Origin of the sequence: Pseudomonas sp. CHM02, assembly GCF_000612585.1 — a bacterium.
Lineage (GTDB): Bacteria > Pseudomonadota > Gammaproteobacteria > Pseudomonadales > Pseudomonadaceae > Aquipseudomonas.
This window is the reverse complement of record NZ_JFCA01000046.1, coordinates 33,744-55,036: the sequence shown is the minus strand read 5'-3', so window position 1 is coordinate 55,036 and position 21,293 is coordinate 33,744. Positions and strand designations below refer to the sequence as shown.

Genomic DNA, 21,293 nt, shown 5'->3' with positions numbered 1-21,293 from the left:
GGACGCATCGCCGGCAAGCCGGCTCCTACAGGGTGTGTTGCATTTCAATTCATGGTCAGGCGATGTCGCGCAACTCCCTGCGCAAAATCTTGCCCACCGGCGTCATCGGCAACGACTCGCGCAGCACAATATGCTTGGGCACCTTGTACCCGGTGAAGTTGGTCTTGCAGTACGCCTTCAACTCCTCAAGGCTCACCCCTTCCGCGCGCGCTACCACGAACAGCTTCACCGCCTCACCGGTGCGATCGTCCGGCACGCCGATCACCGCGCAGTTGGCCACCGCCGGGTGGGCCATCACCACGTCTTCGATCTCGTTGGGGTACACGTTGAAGCCCGAGACGATGATCAGGTCTTTCTTGCGGTCGACAATGCGCACGAAACCATCATCATCGATCACCGCGATGTCTCCGGTCTTCAGCCAGCCCTCGGCGTCCAGCGCCTCGGCAGTGGCGGCCGGTTGCTGCCAGTAGCCCTTCATCACCTGCGGGCCCTTGATGCACAGCTCGCCGCGCTCGCCCAATGGCAGCTCGACGCCCTGGTCATCAATCACCTTCATCGCCGTGGCCGGCACGGGAATGCCCACGGTGCCCAGGCGGGATTTGTTGCCGTAAGGGTTGGTGCTGGCCACCGGCGAGGTTTCCGTCAGGCCATAGCCCTCGCCAATCGCGCAGCCGGTGATCTGCTCCCAGCGCTCGGCCGTGGCCTTGATCAGCGCGGTGCCGCCGGAGTTGGTGAGCTTGAGGTGGGAGAAATCCAGGCTCTTGAAGTCCGGATGGTCCATCAATGCCACGAACAGCGTGTTAAGCCCCAGCAGCCCGGTAAAGCGCCACTTCTTCAGCTCCTTGATAAAGCCGCCGATGTCCCGCGGGTTGGTGATCAGCACGTTGTGGTTGCCGGACACCATCATGCACATGCAATTCGCGGTGAAGGCATAGATGTGGTACAGCGGCAGCGGCGCGATCATTACCTCCTGCCCTTCCTTGATCAGCGGGTGGCCGTCATCGCCGGTCTGGGACATGCAGGCGCGCACTTGCTGCATGTTCGCCACCAGGTTGCCGTGAGTGAGCATCGCACCCTTGGCCAGGCCGGTGGTGCCGCCGGTGTATTGCAGCACGGCGATATCGTCCAGCGTCACCGGGTGGCGCGTCACGCCCAGGCCCGCGCCCATGCGCAAGGCGCGCTTGAACGACACCGCGCGAGGCAGGCTGTAGGCCGGGACCATCTTCTTGACCTTGTCGACCAGGGTGTTGACCAGCCATCCCTTGGCGGCGGGCATGAAGTCGCCCATTTTCGCTTCGATCAGGTAGTCGATCTCAGTGTCGCTGCACACCTCCTGCACCCGCGAACCGAACAGGTTGAGGTAGACCAGCGCACGCACGCCGGCATCCTTGAACTGGTGGCGCATCTCGCGCGGGGTGTACAGCGGGTTGGTGTTGACCACGATCAGCCCGGCACGCAATGCACCGAACACGGCAATCGGGTAATGCAGCACGTTGGGCATCTGCACCGCGATGCGGTCGCCGGGCTTGAGGTCGGTGTGTTGCTGCAGGTAACCGGCGAACGCTGCGCTCTGGCGTTCAAGCTCGGCGTAGGTCAGGGTGATGCCCATGTTGCTGAATGCAGGACGGTCGGCAAAGGCCTTGCAGGAACGCTCGAACACCTCGATCACCGACTTGTAGGCCGAGAGGTCGATGTCGTTGGGAACGCCCGCCGCGCGTTTGTCATTCCAGAAATCAGGTTGCATTATTCTTGTCCTCTTACCTGAGTGTGTCCGGCCGCTGCAGGTGTAAAACCTCTACATCTATAAAAAGCGGAGCTTTGGGGACGTTAGCAGCTATGGCCAAACAGGCAAATACAGGAAAGAGCGTCATTAATTGCGTGAATCTTCCTACAAGGCCTTGCGCTGATCAGGCGCTTCCCGTGGGATGAGCTATACACTGCAACGACCCTGAGCAAAGGAAGCGCCATGAACCACAGCACCTTCTGGCTGACCGCGAATGACCGCAGCCGCCTGTACGTCAATCAATGGATGCCCGACGCCCCGCCCAAGGCCCTGGTGATGCTGTCCCATGGCATGGCCGAGCACAGCGGGCGCTATGCGCGCCTGGCCGAGGCCTTGTGCGGCGCCGGCTACGGTGTATATGCGCTGGACCAGCGTGGCCACGGCCGCACCGCCGACGAAGGCACCCTGGGCCTGTACGCCGAGAAGGACGGCTGGAACAAAGTGGTGGGCGACCTGGCCAGCCTCAACCAGCATATCGGCCAGCAACAGCCGGGGTTGCCGATCATTCTGCTGGGCCACAGCATGGGCAGCTACATCGCCCAAGCCTACCTGCTGCACCACAGTGCCAGCCTCAATGGCGCGATTCTCAGCGGTTCGAATTTCCAGCCAGTGGCGCTGTACCGCGCCGCACGGGTGATCGCCCGGGCCGAGCGCTTGCGCCAGGGCTTGCGCGGACGCAGTGCGCTGATTGAATTCCTGTCGTTTGGATCGTTCAACAAAGCGTTCAAACCCAATCGCACTGCTTTCGACTGGCTCAGCCGCGACCCGGCGGAAGTCGACAAGTACATCAACGACCCGCTGTGCGGGTTCCGTTGCACCAACCAGCTGTGGATCGACCTGCTCGGCGGCTTGCAGCAAATCAGCAAAGCGTCCAATCTCGCGCAGATCGATCCGGGCCTGCCGATCCTGGTAATGGGCGGCGAATGTGATCCGGTGAGTGAAGGCAAGCGTCTCAAAAGCCTGGCCCACGCCCTGCGTGACGCCGGCTGCCAGCACCTGCAACTGAATATCTACCCGCAGGCACGTCACGAAGTGTTCAATGAGACCAATCGTGACCAGGTCACAGCGGACGTGCTGACATGGCTCGACCAGGCCCTGACCTTGCGCAGGCCGACCCGCTGCGAATGACTTTTCTTTTAAAATCAGCCGTTTAAAATCGGCCGATAATGACCGTTTAGCCACAGGATGCACCTTTAGATGACCCAGGTAACCAACACCCCGTACGAAGCCCTCGAAGTCGGCCAGACCGCCAGCTACAGCAAATTGGTGGAAGAGCGCGATATCCAGCTGTTCGCCGCGATGTCCGGTGACCATAACCCGGTGCACCTGGATGCCGAGTACGCCAAGGCGACCATGTTCAAGGAGCGTATCGCCCACGGCATGTTCAGCGGCGCTCTGATCAGCGCGGCAGTGGCCTGCGAGCTGCCTGGACCGGGCACGATCTACATTGGCCAGCAGATGAGCTTCCAGAAGCCGGTGAAGATCGGTGACACCCTGACCGTGCGCCTGGAAATCCTCGAGAAACTGCCGAAGTTCCGCGTGCGCATCGCCACCCGTGTGTTCAACCAGCGCGATGAACTGGTGGTGGACGGCGAGGCGGAAATTCTGGCGCCGCGCAAGCAGCAAGTCGTGACGTTGACCGAGTTGCCGCCAATCAGCATTGGCTGATAGCAATTCAAGGGTCAACACAATGCAAATGTGGGAGGGGGCAAAAGCCCCCTCCCACATTTTCTACAGCGTTTACAGCCCAGGGCTTACGACTGAGCGCGAGCCTGGTTACGCAGGGCTTTCACCTGGTCGTGGTTGCGTTGTGCGCCGTGGAACTGACGCTCAACCAGGTCACGAATACCCAGCAGGTTGTGCTTGTTGATCTTCTCGATCGCTTCCTTGTAAGCCTTCAGAGCGTGGTCTTCGCCGCGCTCGGCTTCGTTCAGCACGGCCTCTTCATCTTTGCCGGTGACCAACGACTTCACGTCGACCCAGCCACGGTGCAGGGCGCCAGCCACACTGCCCGACTCTTCGGGATCGCCACCCAGGGCGCGAACAGCGGTTTGCAGCTCGGCGGCCGCGGTAGCGCAATCGGCGGAGCGTTTCACGAACAGGGCTTTGAGCTCTGGATGCTTGATGTCTTCAGCACAAGTCGCGAAGCCTTTCTGGCCGTCTTTGCTGGTCTCGATCAGGTCGTTGAGTACGGAGATCGATTCTTTGTTGATGTCAGTCATTTTTCAATTCCTTGTGCGGGTTAAGAAACTTATCTTAATGATTGCAGCGCCCGTGCCAGGTTTTCGATAACGACTTTATCCTTAATTTTCAATGACCTACGATTTATTGAACCATCTGTATGTACGTTATTTGCATGATCTGTCATTTGGCCTTCATGCAGAATGCCTGTATTTTCGAAGACCTCGCCTCTACCGCTCGAAGCTCATGAACCCGGAAAAACTCGAACTGCTGATCACCCGCGAAATGCCCTTCGGCAAATACAAGGGACGGATCATCGCCGACCTGCCCGGCCCCTACCTGAACTGGTTTGCCCGCGAAGGTTTCCCCCATGGCGAGCTGGGTGGTCTGCTGGCCCTGATGCAGGAAATCGACAGCAACGGCTTGTCTGAATTGTTAGAACCGCTGCGCGCAAAACACGGCAAACCCGCCCCTCGTCATTAAGAGCCCAGCCCATGCCACGGAATGCAGACAACGAGCTTCACTGGCAGGCCATCGCCCAGCGCTACCCGCTGGAGCCCGGCCCGATCAATCTGGAAAACGGTTACTTCGGCCGCATGAGCCGCGCGGTACAGGCGCACTACCTGGAGCAGGTTGCGTTTATCAACCGTAGCAACTCGTTGCATGTGCGCCAGCAATTCGAGCGTGGCGAAAACGACGCGATCCGCCGCCAACTGGCCGGGCTGATCGACGCCGACCCCACCGCTGTGGCCTTCACCCGCAATGCCACCGAAGCCCTGCAATCGCTGATCCGCAACTACAACCGCCTGCGACCGGGCGATCAGGTGCTGATCAGCGACCTGGAGTACGACACCGTGAAAGGCGCCATGCGCTGGCTGGCGAACTATCGCGGCGTGGAAGTCATCGAACTGTCCCACACGCACCCGGCGAATTTCGACAGCCTGGTGCAGACGTATCGCGATGCATTCGTGCAGTACCCGCGCTTGAAACTGATGGCACTGACCCACGTGACCCACCGCACCGGGCTGGTCATGCCGGTAGCCGCGATTGCCCAGGCTGCGCGGGAGCATCACATCGACGTGATCCTCGACGGCGCCCATGCCCTGGGCCAGATCGAATTCAACCTGGCCGAGTTGGGGATCCAGTTTGCCGGTTTCAACCTGCACAAATGGATTGGCGCCCCGCTGACGTTGGGTTTCCTGTACATCGCCCCGGAACGCCTGGCTGACATTGATCCAGACATGGGCGAGTTCCACTACCCCGCCACCGATGTCCGTGCCCGTACGCCCTACAGCACACCGAACTTTCCGGCCTTGATGACCTTGCCGCTGGTGTTCGAAGAGCATCGGCAACTGGGCGGCGCGGCGGCCAAAGGCGCACGGATGAACTATCTGCGCGACCTGTGGGTTAGCAAGGTGCGGGCGTTGTCGAGGATAGAGGTGCTGACACCGGATGATCCGAGGCTGTATTGCGGGATTACGGCGTTCAAGTTTGTCGGACGGGATCAGCAGGTGATGGTGGATCGTATGCTCAGGGACTATGACTTGTTTACCACCACGCGCACGGGCGCGGCGTTTGGGACCTGTATCCGCGTTACGCCTGGGTTGCTGACGTCGGCGGCGAACATCAATGTGCTGGTCAACGCCATTAATAAACTAAACGCAGATTAAACCTGTGGGAGCGGGCTTGCTCGCTCCCACATTTGGATCCGTGGTGGGTTTGAGGTTTTCTGCAGGCAAAAAAAAGCGGCACACCGACCAAGTGCACCGCAAAAATGCCGTTAAGCACAGCAACAACGATTCAGTAAAAGCAGATCAATCCAGCAGCGCCAGCGCCTCGGCGGTGACTTCCTGGATGCGGGCCCAGTCGCCGTTCTTGACCCATTCCGGGTCGAGCATCCAGCTACCGCCCACGCACATCACGTTTTTCAACGCCATGTAGTTTTTGATGTTGGCCGGGCCAACGCCGCCAGTCGGGCAGAATTTCACTTCGCCGAACGGGCCGCCGAGGGCCTTGATGGCGGCAACGCCACCGCTGACTTCAGCCGGGAACAGCTTGAAGCGACGATAACCCAGGCCATAGCCCTCCATGATGCCCGAGGCATTGCTGATGCCTGGCAGCAGCGGGATCGGGCTGTGCACCGAAGCTTCCAGCAAGTCGCGGGTAATGCCGGGGGTGACGATGAATTGCGAGCCGGCCACTTCGGCCGCTTCAAGCATGTGGCGGTCGAGCACGGTGCCGGCACCGGTGCACAGTTCAGGGCGTTGCTCGCGCAGCACCTGAATGGCCTTGAGGCCGAACTCGGAACGCAGGGTCACTTCCAATGCGGTCAAACCACCGGCTGCCAGGGCATCGGCCAGCGGCAGGATGTCCTGTTCGCGGGCGATGGTGATCACCGGCAGGATCCGCGCCTTGGCGCAGAGGCTGTCGATCAGGGCAACTTTATCCGCCATGGACACGGTCGGTTGAGGGCTTTTCATAGCGGCTGATCCTTGGCTCATGGGCACCAGTAAATCTCTAATGTAGGTTGCAAAAACGCGCGAATCGGCATGGCAGCAACGTCGTCACTGGCCAGCGCGGCGCTCAAGGTGGTCAATTTCGAACTGCCGGAAATCGACAGTACGGTGTAGTGGGCCGTGGCCAGTAACGCGCGACTCATGGTCAGGCGCTGGTGCGGCACGGTCGGCGCCAGCATCGGCCAGCAACGGCGGGTACCGTCGGCCTGCAGCGCTTCGGCGAGGTTCGGGCTGTTGGGAAACAGCGATGCGGTGTGGCCGTCATCGCCCATGCCCAGGACCAGCACATCAATGGCTGGCAGTTCGGCCAGCAGGCGATCGGCCTGCTCGGCAGCGTCTTCAAGATTGGCGGCAGCGCTGTAAAGGCTGAGGAACGTGGCCTTGGCCGCCGGGCCTTGCAACAAGTGTTGCTTCAACAGGCCGGCATTGCTGTCGGCGTGCTCCACCGGCACCCAGCGCTCATCGGCCAGGGTGATGGTGACCTTGGACCAGTCCAGGCCCTGCTTGGCCAGGTGCTGGAAAAACGCCACGGGGCTGCGGCCACCGGACACCACCAGGGTCGCTTCACCACGGGCACTGATGGCCGTGCGCAACTGCTCGGCCACGTCATTGGCCAGGCCTTCCGCCAACAGCACCGGGGTACGGTACTCGTGAGGCGTGACGCCCTGGGGCAGTTTCAATTCAGATATCGCCATACCACGACCTCCCATCCCGCGTGATCAGTGCAATCGAGCTCATCGGCCCCCAGGAGCCCGCCGCGTACGGCTTGGGCGCATCACCGGATTTTTTCCACCCGGCGATCAACTGGTCACACCACTTCCACGCGGCTTCGATTTCATCTTTGCGAACAAACAGGTTCTGATTGCCGCGCATCACTTCCAGCAACAACCGCTCGTAGGCATCCGGGATACGGGCGCTGCGGTAGGTGTCGGAAAAATTCAGTTGCAGCGGACCGCTGCGCAGTTGCATGCCCTTGTCCAGGCCCTGCTCCTTGGTCATCACACGCAAGGAAATACCTTCGTCCGGCTGCAGGCGGATGATCAGCTTGTTGCTGATCTGCAGACGCTGCTCGGGGGCGAAGATGTAGTGGGACGGTTCCTTGAAGTGGATGACGATCTGCGACAGCTTCTGCGGCATGCGCTTGCCGGTGCGCAAGTAGAACGGCACCCCGGCCCAACGCCAGTTGCGGATATCGGCACGCAGGGCGACGAAGGTCTCGGTGTCGCTCTGGGTGTTGGAATTCTCTTCTTCCAGGTACCCCGGCACGGGCTTGCCTGCGCTGTAGCCGGCGATGTACTGGCCGCGTACAACCTGAGTGGTCAGGCCATCCGGGCTGATGGGCGCCAGGGCCTTGAGTACCTTGACCTTCTCATCGCGGATGCTATCGGCGGACAGGTCGGCCGGCGGGTCCATGGCGATCAGGCAAAGCAGTTGCAGCAGGTGGTTCTGGATCATGTCCCGCAGCTGGCCGGCCTTGTCGAAGTAGCCCCAACGGCCTTCGATACCGACCTGCTCGGCCACGGTGATTTCCACGTGGGAGATGTAGTTCTGGTTCCACTGGGTTTCGAACAGGCTGTTGGCGAAACGCAGGGCGATCAGGTTCTGGACGGTCTCTTTGCCCAGGTAGTGGTCGATGCGGTAAGTGCGGTTTTCCGGGAAAAACTGCGCCACGGCATCGTTGACCTTGCGCGAGGACTCCAGGTCCGAACCGATGGGCTTTTCCAGCACTACGCGGGTGTTTTCGGCCAGGCCGACCTTGGACAGGTTCTCGCAGATCGCGCCATACACCGCCGCCGGGGTGGCGAAGTAGGCGATCAGGCGCTGCTCGGTGCCGGCGATTTCAGCCAGGGCCACGTAGTCATCGGCTTTCATGAAGTCGACGTGAACATAGGTCAGGCGCGCCAGGAAACGCTGGGCGATGGTCTCGTCCAGTTCCTTGCCGACGTATTTACGCAGTTCTTTTTCAATGTGCGCCAGGTGCTGCTGCTCGGAACCGGCTTCACGGGCCAGGGCCAGGATACGCGTGTCGTCGTGCAGGAGCGCGGCGCCATCCAGTTGATAGAGGGCAGGAAATAACTTGCGCAGCGCCAGATCACCCAAGGCGCCAAACAGGGCAAAGGTGCAGGGTTCTACGGTTATCGAAGGCATGATGTTTGTTCTTTTATCAAGTTAAGCTACAAATACCTTTTTTCAAGGCATCACTCAAGGAAAAATGTAGTAATAACCACAACATTCTCCCGAAATACGCATTCCGAGTGGTGGTGTTCAGCTACCCTCAGTAGGATAGGCCACCGCAAAAGACCACTCATCGATTGGTTGCCACCTTTTATTTGCATCGTCGCCCGAAGGAAAGACTGAATGGACCGCGTGCGAAATCTTCTGGAACAGATCCGGAACCGCCTCGAAGAATTGAACAAGGCCGAGAAAAAAGTCGCCGAGGTCATCCTGCTCAACCCGCAGCAGGCGACCCGCTTCTCCATCGCCGCCCTTGCCCAGGCTGCCTCGGTCAGTGAACCGACGGTCAACCGTTTCTGCCGTTCGTTCGGTGTCAGCGGTTACCCTGAACTGAAATTGCAGCTGGCGCAAAGCCTGGCCAGTGGCGCCGCATACGTCAGCCGCGCCGTGGAGGCCGATGATAACCCTGAGGCCTACACCCAGAAGATTTTTGGCAGCGCCATCGCGTCGCTCGACAGTGCCTGCCAGGCCCTGGACCCGGCCCTGATCAGCAAAGCCGTGGACCTGCTGATCCAGGCCCGGCAGATCCACTTTTTCGGCCTGGGTGCTTCGGCCCCGGTGGCCATGGATGCGCTGCACAAGTTCTTCCGCTTCAACCTGGCGGTGACCGCGCATGCGGACGTGCTGATGCAGCGCATGATCGCCTCGGTGGCGCACACCGGTGAGCTGTTCGTGATCATTTCCTACACCGGGCGTACCCGTGAGCTGGTGGAAGTGGCGCGCATCGCGCGGGAAAATGGCGCATCCGTACTGGGCGTGACTGCCGAGAACTCGCCGCTGGCCAAGGCCAGTACGGTGAGCCTGAACATTCCGCTGCCGGAAGACACCGACATCTACATGCCGATGACCTCGCGGATCATCCAGCTGACGGTGCTGGATGTGCTGGCGACCGGCATGACCCTGCGCCGTGGCGTGGATTTCCAGCCGCATTTGCGCAAAATCAAAGAGAGCTTGAATGACAGCCGGTATCCGGTGGGCGACGAGTTCAACTAAACCTGCAACACCGCTGCCGGTGAGAGGGAGCTTGTATGTGGTGAGCGGGCTTGCCCCGCGCTGGGTGGCGAAGCCGCCCTGAAAAACGGGCACCTCGGTACATCAGGTACATACACAGTGCCTGTAATGGGGCTGCTTCGCAGCCCAGCGCGGGGCAAGCCCGCTCACCACAGCAAGCCCGCTCACCACAGCAAGCCCACTCACCACAGCAAGCCCGCTCACCACAGCAAGTCTGCTCACCACAGCAAGCCAGCTCACCATAACAAGTCCGCTCACAACAACCGCAATGCCACGCTAAACCCCAGCTCTTGCCTGCAAGCTGAGATGCGCCCTCTCCCCCGGCGCCAGGCTCGCCCCGGCCATCGCCGACTCCACGCACACAAACCCCGACGCCTCGTTGAAGCTCACGCCCAACAGTGGCCGGCTGCCAGGGTGCCACACCACCGTGTCGGCGCTGTCGCCGGTGTCGATGCACAGTTCACGCTGCCAGGCGTGGTCCTTGAGCTGCAATTCGCCCTCGTGCTGGAACACCCGCTGGCACCCGCCCTCCACTCGCAGCTCGCCTTCCTGCTGGCAAACCTGGCGATTGAGCTGGTCGTAACCTTGCGCACCGTCGAGCCCAGACAGCGCTATCTCGTCGACGTGACCAATACGCCAGTAAGCATGCAAAGCGTGGCTCAACTGGCACGGCAACTCGTCCTGATGCTCGGTGCTCAGGCGTAGTTCCAGGGTTTCGCCCAGGTGTGCGTGCAGGTCGACCTGCCAGTCGCACAGCTGCAATTGCCAGTGCAAGCGTACGCCATCGTCGTCGGTGCTGCTGTCGAGCAGCTTCCAGTCGATCAGCCGCGCCCAGCCATGGGACGGCCAGGCGTTTTCGCTTGGATGACGGCCATACCATGGCCAGCACACCGGTACGCCACCACGGATGGCGCCGACTTGCGGCCACTTGGCTGCACACCACAGCCAGGGTTTCTGGCCACGAGGCTGGAAGTGCAACAGTTGCGCGCCCTGGCGACTGAACACCGCCTGGCACAGCGGATGGTCGATCACCAGCACGTCACGCATCTGGAAGCGCTCCCAGGCGAACACGGGACGCTCGCGCAGGGATTTGAAAAAGCGTTGCAGCGGATGCTCATGCATGTGCCACGGTCCTGAATATCATTGTCGCTGGCTTCGGTAGGAGCCGGCTTGCCGGCGCCCACAGTGGCCATCTCCCAAAAAAAAGCGGATAGCCATGGCTACCCGCAAAATGCGCACAGAGAGAAGGAGCTTATCGCAACAGCGTTAGAACGTAGACTGAATTTTCAGGCCAGCCACCAACGCGTTGTCGACTTTGTCCACGCCGCCAGGTTGGACGATGTATTGCAGGTTAGGACGTACGGTCAGCCAGTTGGTGACGTGGAAACCGTAGTTGAGTTCAACGTTGTACTCGGTCTCGCGAATTGGCGTGTACAGCGGATTGTCGTAGTCGTTCACACCATTGGCGACGTTGAGCAGTTCAGAGTTCTTCTTCACGTCATCGTTGACGTGCAGGCGAGCGACACCGATGCCGACGTCATCTTTTGGACGCGCGTCGAATGGGCCTTTGTACACCAGCATGATCGACTGATAGTTGTCGACCAGGTTGGTTTCCTTGTCGTGGAAGGTGGCATTGGCCGCGATGTTCAGGCCGCGGGAAGCGTCGCCGTTGTGCGTGGTGAGTTGCTGTTGAGCAACGAACCAGTAGCCTTTCTTGCTGCTGCGGGTACGGTAGGCGGCGCCAGTGGTCGCCGCATCGTTGCCGTTGATGTCTTCGCGGACGTCAGAAGCATCGGCGGCACTTTTGTAGTAACCCACACGGTATTCGCCCGGCAGGTTGTTGACCTTCGGCGACCAGACCAATTCCACCGGAATCACGGTGCCCTTGGTGCCACTGCCGCTGAGTTTGAAGCCGTTGCCGTGCTCCAGCTGCGATGGGTTCTGGTTGTAGGCACCGATCTGCGCATACAGCTCAGGCGTAATGTTGTACTTCACGCGGATCGCGGCCTGGCTGACGGGCCAGTTGTACCAGGTGTTTACATAGTTACCCACTTGCGAGCCGCAGAACGACAGGTTCTGGAAGTCGCACGGGAAGGTGTTGAAGTCTTCGCCTTCACCGAAGTAACCGAGTTTGACGTCCAATTTGTTGTCGAACATCTGGTGCTGGATCCAGAACTGGGTCAGACGCACCATGTGGCCACGGCCATACACTTCTTGAGACGAGCTCAAGGTGCCGGCACGCGGGTCGCCGATACGGTCGTTGGAGATGTTCTGGCCGTTCCGGCTGGTCATCTGGATCTTGGCCTGGGTGTTATCCCAGCCCCACAGCTTTTGCAGGTCGAGTGCTACGCCCAGACCAAACTGGTCAGCGTAACGACCGGTCTTGTCGTCGTTGTAGCCGCCGTGGGCGTTGTAGCCGGCTTCCCCTACGTAGTCAGCCTTGATGTCGATACCTTGCTCGATCAGCTTGGTACGCTCGCCACCCCAATCCCCGGTCATCCACTTCGAATCAGCACTGAATGCATCGGCCGCCATCGCATTGGCGGACAAAACCAGGGCTGCTGCAGCTGACATTTGGCAGATCAGCCGAGTGTTGTTGTGTTGCTTTTTCATCCCTACATCCTCGTCTTTATTGTTATTAAACTGTTTTTATCTAACGCGGTTTACTTTTTTATCTAAAACAACAACTTATCTGCTTCTGTGGGAGCCGGGCTTGCCCGCGATGCAGGCAACTCGGTCCTTCAGTTACAACGCAGTGATGCCATCGCGGGCAAGCCCGGCTCCCACAGGGACAGGCTGTGACTGCACAGTGCCCAGTCGCTCGCCGGTGTTGGCGTCGAACAGCAATACCTTGGAAGGATCGAATTGCAGGGTCAGGGTCTCGCCCACCTGCGGTGCCACGTCGGGTGCCAGGCGGCAGCAGACCTTGGTGTCATTGAGCTGCACGAACACCAGGGTGTCCGGGCCGGTGGGCTCGGTCACCTGGACTTCGGCACGAATGCTCGAGGCACTGTTGGCCTCGCCCGTCGCCAACATGATTTGCTCCGGACGCAGGCCCAGGATCACGTCGCGATCTTCAAGGCCCGCGTCGGTCACATTCAGCGCCAGCTCGCAACGAGCCTGGCCGCTGTCGAGCAGCGCCACCAGGTGACCGTCCTTGCGTTGCAGGCGCAGGGGCACGAAGTTCATCGGCGGCGAACCGATGAAGCTCGCCACGAACTGGTTGGCCGGGTTGTTGTAGATCTCTTTCGGCGTGCCGAACTGCTGGATAATGCCGTCCTTCATCACCGCCACTTTGTCGCCCAGGGTCATCGCTTCGATCTGGTCGTGGGTCACGTAGACCGTGGTGGTCTTGAGGCGCTGGTGCATCAGTTTCATTTCGGTGCGCATCTCGACACGCAGCTTGGCATCGAGGTTGGACAACGGTTCGTCGAACAGGTAGATCTTCGGCCGACGCGCCAGGGCACGACCCATGGCCACGCGCTGTTGCTGGCCGCCGGAGAGCTGGCCCGGCTTGCGGTTGAGCAGGTGTTCGATCTGCAGCAGCTTGGCCACGCGCGCCACTTCGGCGTCGATATCGGCCTGGGGCATCTTGCGAATCTTGAGGCCGAACTCGATGTTCTCGCGCACGCTCATGGTCGGGTACAGCGCGTAGGACTGGAACACCATGGCGATGTCACGGTCCTTGGGGCTCATGCCGCTCACGTCCTGATCACCGATCATGATCGCGCCGCCGGTGATGGTCTCAAGGCCGGCGATGCAGTTCATCAGCGTGGATTTACCGCACCCCGAAGGGCCGACCAGGATCAGGAATTCGCCTTCCTTGATCGACAGCTCGATGTTCTTCAAGGTGTCGGGCAGGCCGGCGCCATAGGTCTTGTTTACATTGCGAAGTTCAAGCGTAGCCATGATTACCCCTTGACCGCGCCGGCCGTGAGGCCGCGCACGAAATACTTGCCTGCGATCACATAGACCAGCAGGGTCGGCAGCCCGGCGATCATCGCCGCCGCCATATCCACGTTATATTCCTTGGCCCCGGTGCTGGTGTTGACCAGGTTGTTCAGCGCCACCGTGATGGGCTGGGAGTCGCCACTGGAGAACACCACACCGAACAGGAAGTCGTTCCAGATCTGGGTGAACTGCCAGATCAGGCAGACCATGATGATCGGCGTCGACATCGGCAGAATGATCTGACGGAAGATGGTGAAGAAACCGGCACCGTCCAGGCGTGCCGCCTTGATCAGCGCATCCGGAATGCTCACGTAGTAGTTACGGAAGAACAGCGTGGTGAACGCCAGGCCGTAGACCACGTGCACAAACACCAGGCCGGTGGTGGTGCTGGCCAGGCCCATCTTGCCGAGGGTGAACGAGGCCGGCAGCAGCACGGTCTGGAACGGCAGGAAGCAGCCGAACAGCAGCAGGCCGAAGAACAGCTGCGAACCACGGAAGCGCCAGAACGACAGCACATAACCGTTCAACGCACCGATGGCGGTGGAGATCAGTACGGCGGGAACGGTGATCTTGATCGAGTTCCAGAAGTAGCCATCCACGGTGGCCCAGGCCTTGACCCAGCCGATGCCGGAGACCACGGTCGGCCAGCTCAGCAGGTTGCCGGTGCTGATGTCTTCCGGGGTCTTGAAGCTGGTCAGCAGCATCACCACCAGCGGCACCAGGTACAGCAACACGGCGAGGATCAGCACCGCGTAGATCGCGATGCGACTCAGGCTGATGACAGGTTTGGAGGCGAGACTAGTCATTACGTTTGGTCCTCAGCTCGGAGTAGAGGTAAGGCACGATGATCGCGAGGATCGCACCGAGCATCAGGATTGCACTGGCCGAACCCATGCCCATCTGGCCACGGCTGAAGGTGAACGAGTACATGAACATCGCAGGCAGGTCGGACGAGTAGCCCGGGCCGCCGGCGGTCATGGCCGCTACCAGGTCGAAGCTCTTGATCGCAATGTGCGCCAGGATCATCACCGCACTGAAGAACACCGGACGCAGGCTTGGCAGCACCACGCTCCAGTAGATGCGCGGCATGCTCGCGCCGTCGATCTGCGCGGCGCGCACGATCGATTGATCGACACCGCGCAGGCCCGCCAGGAACATCGCCATGATGAAGCCGGAGGCTTGCCAGACGGCAGCGATCACCAGGCAGTAGACGACGCGGTCCGGGTCGATCAGCCAATCGAGACGGAAGCCTTCCCAGCCCCAGTCACGCAGGAGTTTGTCCAGGCCCATGCCCGGGTTGAGCAGCCATTTCCAGGCAGTACCGGTAACGATCATCGAGAGCGCCATCGGGTACAGGTAAATAGTGCGGATAAAGCCTTCACGACGGATTTTCTGGTCGAGGAAGATCGCCAGTGTCACGCCGATGACCAAGGTGATGCCGATGAACATCCCGCCAAAAACAGCCAGGTTCTTGCTCGCGACCCACCAGCGGTCGTTGTCGAACAACCGTGCGTATTGCGCAAGACCGGCCCATTTGTAGCTTGGCAGGAACGTGGAATTGGTGAACGAGAGTACAAACGTCCACAGGATGTAGCCGTAGAAGCCCACCAACACGATGAACATGCTGGGCGCCAGCACCAGTTTGGGTAGCCAGCGCTGCAGTGCATCGAACGGCGAGGCTTTGCTGAACACAGCAACAGAACTCATGGGGAAATCCAATACAGGGAAAAAGGACTACAAGGTGAGTCGCTAGTCGAGCGCGGTTTCTGTGGGAGCTGGCTTGCCTGCGATGGCGTCACCTCGGCCTAAACGACACACCGAGTTGCCTGCATCGCGGGCAAGCCCGGCTCCCACAGAAAGCCGCTACCAGACGTTACTTGGCTGACTTGATCGCAGCGCCCAATTTCTTGGCGGTGTCGGCCGGGTCGGCTTTCGGGTCGTTGATGTAGTTGGTCACGACGTCAAAGAACGCACCTTGCACCGCCAGGGTGGTGGCCATGTTGTGCGCCATGCTTGGCTGCAGGCCGCCAGTCTTGGCGTCTGCCAGGAAGTCCTTGGCAGCGGTCTGGGCGCAGGAGTCGAAGCCATAGGAGTCCATTTTGTTCAGCATGTCGTTACGCACAGGGATCGAACCCTTGTTGATGCTGAACACTTTCTGGAAGTTTTCACCCAGCACGACCTTGGCGATGTCCTGCTGACCAGCAGCCGTGCCTTTGTCTTTCTGCTTGAACACCGCCAGGGAGTCGATGTTGTAGGTGAAGGCTTTGTCGGTGCCCGGGAAGGCTACGCACTCGTAGTCCTTGCCGGCGACTTTCTTAGCGGCCGTCCATTCGGACTTGGCCCAGTCACCCATGATCTGCATGCCGGCCTTGCCGTTGATGACCTTGCCTGCTTCGAGGTTCCAGTCCTGGCCTTTACCGTCGACGTCCATGTAGGTCGCGACTTTCTTCAGCTCAGTGAGGGCCTTGACCATTTCCGGACCGGTCAGTGCGCCGTTGTCCAGGTCGACCAGGGCTTTCTTGTAGCCATCGGCCCCCATCACCGACAACACCACCGCTTCGAACACGGTGCTGTCCTGCCAAGGCTGGCCACCGTGGGCGAGCGGAATGAAGCCCGCGGCCTTGAGCTTGTCGCCGGCGGCGTAGAATTCTTCGAGGGTGGTCGGGTTCTTGGTGATACCGGCTTTCTTGAAGACTTCCGGGTTGATCCACAGCCAGTTCACGCGGTGGATGTTGACCGGTACGGCGACGTAGTCACCTTCGTACTTCACGGTATCGGAGACTTTCTTGTCGAGCAGGGAGTCCCACTTTTCTTCTTTGGCGACGTCTTTGAGCACGTCGGTGTCGAGCAGGCCGGTGGAGGCCCATTCCTGGATGTCGGGGCCTTTGATCTGGGCAACACCTGGCGGGTTGCCTGCAACCGCGCGGCTTTTCAGCACGGTCATGGCGGTGGCACCACCGCCACCTGCGACGGCACCGTCTTTCCAGGTGAAGCCGTCTTTCTCAACTTGGGCCTTCAGGACATCTACAGCCGCCTTCTCACCACCCGAGGTCCACCAATGCACAACTTCAACCGTCCCTTTCGAGTCGGCGGCAAATGCACTGAGGGGAAACAACGAGGCAATGGAAATAGCGACGGCGAGGCGATTAATCGCGTTCATCTGAGTACCTTTTCTTGTTGTTATGCATGCAAGTCTTAAGCTTGCGCTGCACGGAGTTTAAACATGGTTTTTTGAAGCGCAGGTAACAAAGGGACGCACAAATGTCACCAGCTGGTGACATAGCGCCCAGCCCCGATGGCACTGGCCATGCTGGGTGCCAAGGGCAGTGCAGGCAGCACGACCGCTTGCCAGGCATGGTACAGGTCCGGCTTGCCACCCCAGATCTTGCTGCTGGGTTGGTTGTGCGGGCTGAGTTCGTGGTGCCAGCTGCCGTGGATACGGTCGATAAAGTGGGTTTCGCAAAACTCCCAGAACCGCCGGTACCAGGTTTCGTAATGCAACTCGCCCGTGCGCTTGAGCAAGGCCTGGGCAGCGGCACTGGCTTCGGCGTGAGTCCAGTGCAGACGTTCGCGCACCACCGGCCGGTGGTTCCAGTCCAGGGTGTAGACGATGCCCGGGGCGCCATCCACGGACCAGGCGTATTCGCAGGCACTGGCAAACAGGCCCTTGGCGTCGGTCACCAGCCAATCCGCCGTGGCCAGCCCGGCTTGCAGGCGCGCCGCTTCCAGGTGCAGCACCAGCCGCGCCCACTCAAAGCCGTGGCCGGGGGTGATGCCGTAAGGGCGGAAGCCGTCTGCTGGGTTGTCTTCGTTGTAGCCCAGCAAGGGTTGCCAATGAACGTCGAAATGCTCGATGACCATGAACTGATTGCTGGCAGCGTGGGTGTGGATAACGCGCTCGACGATGCGCAGCGCGCGGTCCAGCCAGCGTGTATCGCCGGTCACATCGGCCAGGGCGAGGAAGGCCTCGGTGGCGTGCATGTTGCTGTTGGCGCCGCGATAGGCTTCGACACCGCTCCAGTCCTGGGCAAAAGACTCGAGCATCACGCCCTCCTCTTCACTCCAGAAAAACTGGTCGATGATATGGACCGCGTCGTCCAGCAGGTTTTGCGCACCGGGAGCGCCCGCCACCACCGCCGAGCTTGCGGCCAAGGCGACAAAGGCGTGCAGATAGGCGGCCTTGCCACGGTTGCCATCGAGGGCGTGGGGCGCGGCGAACCAGCCACCGTGCTCACTGTCACGCAACGGGCCACTCAGGGCTGCAACACCGTGTGCCACCAGCTCGGCATACCCCGGCAAACCCAGGGCATGAGCCATGGCGAAGCTGTGGGTCATGCGGGCGGTGTTCATGGTTTCGGCGTGGGCATCGGCCGGCAACTGGCCTTTGTCGTCCAGATTGCCGAAGCCATCGGGCAGTCGAGACGCCTTGGCGAATGCCAGCAGGCGCCGGCCTTCGGCAGCGAGCCAGGCGTGATGGGCAGGCGCGTTCAGCCAACTGCTGGCAGGCAGTGGTTGCGTGGTCATGGGTGGCCCTTATTATTTTTTGTGGGATGACCGGAGTCTAAACAAGGGCGCGGTAGCGGCAAGTAACGAAGGGGATAGGAAATGTCACCGAATGGTGACATTTCCATCAGGACGCTTATTGGCCGAGCGGGGTGATTTTCGCCGGCGCGTTGAGCTGCTGGTTGAGGGTCTGCACCTGGCTCTGCAAGGTGGTGATATTGCGCGTGGTCTGGATGCGGAACACATCGAACTCTTTGTTGGTCGGCGCATCACTGTTGGCCGGCGCGTTGTCCTGGGCGCTCTTGAGCACGACAAGGTCCTGCTCGATACGCGCAATGGCTGCGCTCGGGTTGCCCTGCTTCTTCAACGCCGCCACGTCAGCGGAAAGCTCCTTGATCTCGGCATCACGCTTGCCGGCATCACCTTGTGCCGCCTTGAGGGTCGCCACGGCGTCGGTCAATGCCTGGACCTGGCCTTGCAGCTTGCTGTTGGCGTTGGACAGGTCGGTGGTACTGGCTGTCATCTGGGCCAGGCGCTTGTCCAGCTCGGTGGCCTGGCCGGCCACGCCGACTTGCTGCTTACCCTGCTCCAGCAGCTGGCTTTCGAGTTGCTTGATCTGCAATTTCAGCGCTTCGCTGCCATTGTTGACGCTGGCTTCACTGGCCACCACCTTGCCGGAAATATCCTGCAGGCGCCCCGCCGCTTCTTCGCTGATGCGCGCGAAGCTTTCCTGGGTGGCAACCAGTTGCTGGCCCATCAGGGAAATCTGCTGGAAGCTCCACCAGGCCAGGCCCGCAAAGGCGATCAGCAGCGCACCGATCAAGGCCCACAACGGGCCGGTGCTGGCGCTCTTGACCTTGACCACCTTGGTCGTGCGCGAACGCACCGAGGTGGCGGGAGAAGGTTCGAAATCATCGTCATCCCCGACATCCGCCCGCAAACTGGGAACGTTGTCGAAGTCGTCTTTAGCATCGTTGCGCATGAATCAACCCTGAATCGGTGAAGTGGCGAGCGACGGGAGTATAAACCGCGTTCCCGGCGCACTGATCGACCCGGGAGGCTAAATTCGGTTCCCGAAGTGTTGCCTCTTGTGTGCTTACTTGAACCCCGGATCCTGGGCTTTCCACCAACTGCAGAACTCGTCGAGGGCGGTCCACAGGCTGACTTTGGGCTCGTAGTCCAGATAATGCCTGGCGCGGCTGATGTCGAGGGTGAAATCTTTGTTCATCACTTGCATGCCCAGGCGCGACAGTGCCGGTTCCGGACGACCGGGCCACATCGCGCAAAACGCTTCGTTGAGCGCCGCCACGCTGTAGGACAAACCGGAGGACCGATACCGCGTCACTTGCGGCAACTCCATTTGGCGCATCACGTAGTTCACCACATCCCACACCGGCACTGGCGTACCGTTGCTGATGTTGTAGGCCTTGCCCAGCGCCGAGCCGGGGGCGAGCAGGCTGCTGAGCAGCGCTTCGTTGAGGTTGTGCACGCTGGTGAAATCGACCTTGTTCAGGCCGTCGCCGACGATGGCCAGGCGGTTCTTGCGCTGCATGTTCAGCAGACGCGGGAAGATGCTCATGTCACCGGCGCCGGTCACGAAGCGCGGGCGCAGGGCCAGCACTTCGAGGCCGAACTCCTGGGCACCGAACACCTTCTGCTCCGCCAGGTACTTGGTGGCGGCATAGGGGTGCTTGAAACGCTTGGGGACTTGCTCTTCGGTCAGGCCCAGGTGATCGCGGCCGTCAAAGTAGATCGACGGCGACGACAGGTGCACCAGCCGGCCCACACGTTGCTTGAGGCAGGCTTCGACGACGTTCTCGGTCACCAGCACGTTGCCTTGATGAAAGTCCTGATACTTGCCCCACAGCCCGACGGCGCCGGCACAATGCACAACGGCTTCGACGTCGCGACACAGGTCACGCACCAGGTCGGCGTCATTCAAATCACCCTGGATAAACTCGGCGCCACGCCTGACCAGGTGTTCCACACCTTCGGCACGTCGCCCGTTGACCCGCACGTCCAGGCCCTGCTCCAAAGCGAAACGCGCAAAGCGTCCGCCAATGAAGCCGCTTGCGCCGGTGACCAGAATCTTCATGTATTACCCCGTGTTCTTTCGTTTTCATCGCTGTTGCCTTGACGCACGTCATCACGCCAACGGCACCAACCATTGGCCACACGCCTGGGCCAGGTGGTCGGTCAGCAAGCCCAGCAGTTGCCCGCCACTGCGCCAATGATGCCAGTACAACGGCACATCGATGGGCTTATCTGGCAATAACTCGACCAATATGCCCTTTTCCAGTTGGTCGCGTACCTGTAATTCCGGCACCAGCCCCCAGCCAAGGCCGGCTTCGGTCAGGCGGATAAAGCCTTCGGACGATGGGCATAAATGGTGCTCGAAACCGCCGTCCACCCCGAGTGAAGCCAGGTAGCGGTGTTGCAGGAAATCGTCCGGGCCGAACACCAAGGCCGGCGTGCGCGCCAGTTGATCGGCGCGCACGCCATCCGGAAAGTGCCGGGCGATAAAGGCCGGGCTGGCCAGCGCGCGATAACGCATGGCACCCAGCAACAGGCTGCGCGCGCCCGCCACCGGACGCTCGCTGGCGCAGATACAGGCCGCCACCTCACCGGCGCGCATGCGCTTGAGGCCCACGGTCTGGTCTTCCACGACCAGATCCAGCAGCAGGTGCTGCTCGGCGCAAAAACCGCTGACGGCCTCGGCCCACCAGGTGGCGAGGCTGTCGGCGTTCAACGCGATGCGCAGGCGTTCGGGCATGCCCTCCTCATCCAGCGCCGGCACCTGGCTTTGCAGGTCTCTTTCCAGCAGGCGTACCTGTTGCACATGATTGAGCAGTCGACGGCCAATGTCGGTAGGAGTGGGCGGCGTAACCCGCACCAACACCGGTTGGCCGATGCGTGCCTCCAGCAACTTGATGCGCTGGGAAATCGCCGATTGCGACAGCCCCAGTACTTGAGCGGCGCGCTCGAAGCCCGCCTGTTCCACCACCGCCGCCAGGGCAGAAAGCAATTTATAGTCGAACATCAGTTTCTCTAATGAGCGATCAGCACTATTTGTTTTTCTTATACAGCTACTGCATGGAAGATAGCCAGCATCG

Annotated in this window: 20 protein-coding genes; 5 read left to right on the top strand and 15 right to left on the bottom strand. The window is 60.6% G+C overall.

The features are described from left to right. Nucleotides 1–55: 55 nt before the first annotated feature. Nucleotides 56–1,744, bottom strand: coding sequence for a long-chain-fatty-acid--CoA ligase FadD2 (gene fadD2 / locus BM70_RS0124275; protein WP_025858445.1), 1,689 nt, complete (start codon nucleotides 1,742–1,744; stop codon nucleotides 56–58). Nucleotides 1,745–1,966: 222 nt separating this feature from the next. Between fadD2 and BM70_RS0124270 the strand changes: the two genes are divergently transcribed. Continuing rightward, nucleotides 1,967–2,911: an alpha/beta hydrolase gene (locus tag BM70_RS0124270; RefSeq protein WP_025858444.1), complete on the top strand. Its 945-nt coding sequence runs from the start codon at nucleotides 1,967–1,969 to the stop codon at nucleotides 2,909–2,911. A 69-nt stretch (nucleotides 2,912–2,980) separates the two neighbouring features. After that, nucleotides 2,981–3,451 (top strand): MaoC family dehydratase, encoded by a 471-nt coding sequence (locus BM70_RS0124265; protein ID WP_010208208.1) that lies wholly within the window; start codon nucleotides 2,981–2,983, stop codon nucleotides 3,449–3,451. 86 nt (nucleotides 3,452–3,537) lie between these two features. On the opposite strand, the gene BM70_RS0124260 is transcribed toward BM70_RS0124265, so the two are convergent. After that, nucleotides 3,538–4,005: a PA2169 family four-helix-bundle protein gene (locus BM70_RS0124260; protein ID WP_025858443.1), complete on the bottom strand. Its 468-nt coding sequence runs from the start codon at nucleotides 4,003–4,005 to the stop codon at nucleotides 3,538–3,540. Nucleotides 4,006–4,210: 205 nt separating this feature from the next. On the opposite strand from BM70_RS0124260, the gene BM70_RS0124255 reads away from it, so the two are divergent. Together BM70_RS0124255 and BM70_RS0124250 are read left to right on the top strand one after the other, a co-directional pair. Continuing rightward, the gene (locus tag BM70_RS0124255; RefSeq protein ID WP_010208204.1) at nucleotides 4,211–4,447 is read left to right on the top strand and encodes a DUF3820 family protein; all 237 of its coding nucleotides are present in this window, start codon (nucleotides 4,211–4,213) and stop codon (nucleotides 4,445–4,447) included. An 11-nt stretch (nucleotides 4,448–4,458) separates the two neighbouring features. Beyond that, nucleotides 4,459–5,634, top strand: a complete 1,176-nt coding sequence (locus BM70_RS0124250; protein ID WP_025858442.1) for an aminotransferase class V-fold PLP-dependent enzyme — start codon at nucleotides 4,459–4,461, stop codon at nucleotides 5,632–5,634. Between the two features lie 144 nt (nucleotides 5,635–5,778). On the opposite strand, the gene BM70_RS0124245 is transcribed toward BM70_RS0124250, so the two are convergent. From BM70_RS0124245 to zwf, 3 genes are read right to left on the bottom strand one after another with little or no spacing between them, the layout of a single operon-like run. Further along, nucleotides 5,779–6,444: a bifunctional 4-hydroxy-2-oxoglutarate aldolase/2-dehydro-3-deoxy-phosphogluconate aldolase gene (locus tag BM70_RS0124245; RefSeq protein ID WP_025858441.1), complete on the bottom strand. Its 666-nt coding sequence runs from the start codon at nucleotides 6,442–6,444 to the stop codon at nucleotides 5,779–5,781. Between the two features lie 17 nt (nucleotides 6,445–6,461). Further along, entirely contained in the window at nucleotides 6,462–7,175 is a 714-nt protein-coding gene (gene pgl, locus BM70_RS0124240; RefSeq protein WP_025858440.1) for a 6-phosphogluconolactonase, read from the bottom strand. Further along, nucleotides 7,162–8,628 carry a glucose-6-phosphate dehydrogenase gene (gene zwf / locus BM70_RS0124235; protein WP_025858439.1) on the bottom strand — a complete coding sequence of 489 codons (1,467 nt, stop codon included), beginning with the start codon at nucleotides 8,626–8,628 and terminating at the stop codon, nucleotides 7,162–7,164. Before zwf ends, pgl begins: the two co-directional genes overlap by 14 nt. 219 nt (nucleotides 8,629–8,847) lie before the next feature. On the opposite strand from zwf, the gene BM70_RS0124230 reads away from it, so the two are divergent. Then, the gene (locus BM70_RS0124230; RefSeq protein ID WP_170039859.1) at nucleotides 8,848–9,708 is read left to right on the top strand and encodes a MurR/RpiR family transcriptional regulator; all 861 of its coding nucleotides are present in this window, start codon (nucleotides 8,848–8,850) and stop codon (nucleotides 9,706–9,708) included. A gap of 294 nt (nucleotides 9,709–10,002) precedes the next feature. Here BM70_RS0124230 and BM70_RS0124225 read toward each other — a convergent pair whose 3' ends face one another. The 10 genes from BM70_RS0124225 to BM70_RS0124180 all read right to left on the bottom strand — a co-directional run bounded on the left by BM70_RS0124225 (nucleotide 10,003) and on the right by BM70_RS0124180 (nucleotide 21,220). Beyond that, nucleotides 10,003–10,848 carry a D-hexose-6-phosphate mutarotase gene (locus tag BM70_RS0124225; protein WP_025858438.1) on the bottom strand — a complete coding sequence of 282 codons (846 nt, stop codon included), beginning with the start codon at nucleotides 10,846–10,848 and terminating at the stop codon, nucleotides 10,003–10,005. 144 nt (nucleotides 10,849–10,992) lie between these two features. Beyond that, nucleotides 10,993–12,339, bottom strand: coding sequence for a carbohydrate porin (locus BM70_RS0124220; RefSeq protein WP_025858437.1), 1,347 nt, complete (start codon nucleotides 12,337–12,339; stop codon nucleotides 10,993–10,995). Between the two features lie 132 nt (nucleotides 12,340–12,471). Beyond that, nucleotides 12,472–13,635, bottom strand: coding sequence for an ABC transporter ATP-binding protein (locus BM70_RS0124215; protein ID WP_025858436.1), 1,164 nt, complete (start codon nucleotides 13,633–13,635; stop codon nucleotides 12,472–12,474). Nucleotides 13,636–13,637: 2 nt separating this feature from the next. After that, complete coding sequence (locus tag BM70_RS0124210; RefSeq protein ID WP_025858435.1) at nucleotides 13,638–14,483, bottom strand: carbohydrate ABC transporter permease; 846 nt, start codon at nucleotides 14,481–14,483, stop codon at nucleotides 13,638–13,640. Further along, nucleotides 14,476–15,384 (bottom strand): carbohydrate ABC transporter permease, encoded by a 909-nt coding sequence (locus BM70_RS0124205; RefSeq protein WP_025858434.1) that lies wholly within the window; start codon nucleotides 15,382–15,384, stop codon nucleotides 14,476–14,478. The genes BM70_RS0124210 and BM70_RS0124205 overlap by 8 nt, the downstream gene beginning before the upstream one ends. Nucleotides 15,385–15,550: 166 nt before the next feature. Then, nucleotides 15,551–16,837, bottom strand: a complete 1,287-nt coding sequence (locus BM70_RS0124200) for an ABC transporter substrate-binding protein (protein WP_025858433.1) — start codon at nucleotides 16,835–16,837, stop codon at nucleotides 15,551–15,553. A 104-nt stretch (nucleotides 16,838–16,941) separates the two neighbouring features. Next, entirely contained in the window at nucleotides 16,942–18,201 is a 1,260-nt protein-coding gene (locus tag BM70_RS0124195) for an AGE family epimerase/isomerase (protein WP_025858432.1), read from the bottom strand. Nucleotides 18,202–18,316: 115 nt separating this feature from the next. Beyond that, the gene (locus BM70_RS0124190; protein ID WP_025858431.1) at nucleotides 18,317–19,162 is read right to left on the bottom strand and encodes a hypothetical protein; all 846 of its coding nucleotides are present in this window, start codon (nucleotides 19,160–19,162) and stop codon (nucleotides 18,317–18,319) included. A 114-nt stretch (nucleotides 19,163–19,276) separates the two neighbouring features. Further along, nucleotides 19,277–20,275, bottom strand: a complete 999-nt coding sequence (locus tag BM70_RS0124185; protein ID WP_025858430.1) for an NAD(P)-dependent oxidoreductase — start codon at nucleotides 20,273–20,275, stop codon at nucleotides 19,277–19,279. A gap of 51 nt (nucleotides 20,276–20,326) precedes the next feature. Then, nucleotides 20,327–21,220, bottom strand: a complete 894-nt coding sequence (locus BM70_RS0124180) for a LysR family transcriptional regulator ArgP (protein ID WP_025858429.1) — start codon at nucleotides 21,218–21,220, stop codon at nucleotides 20,327–20,329. Between the last annotated feature and the right edge of the window lie 73 nt (nucleotides 21,221–21,293).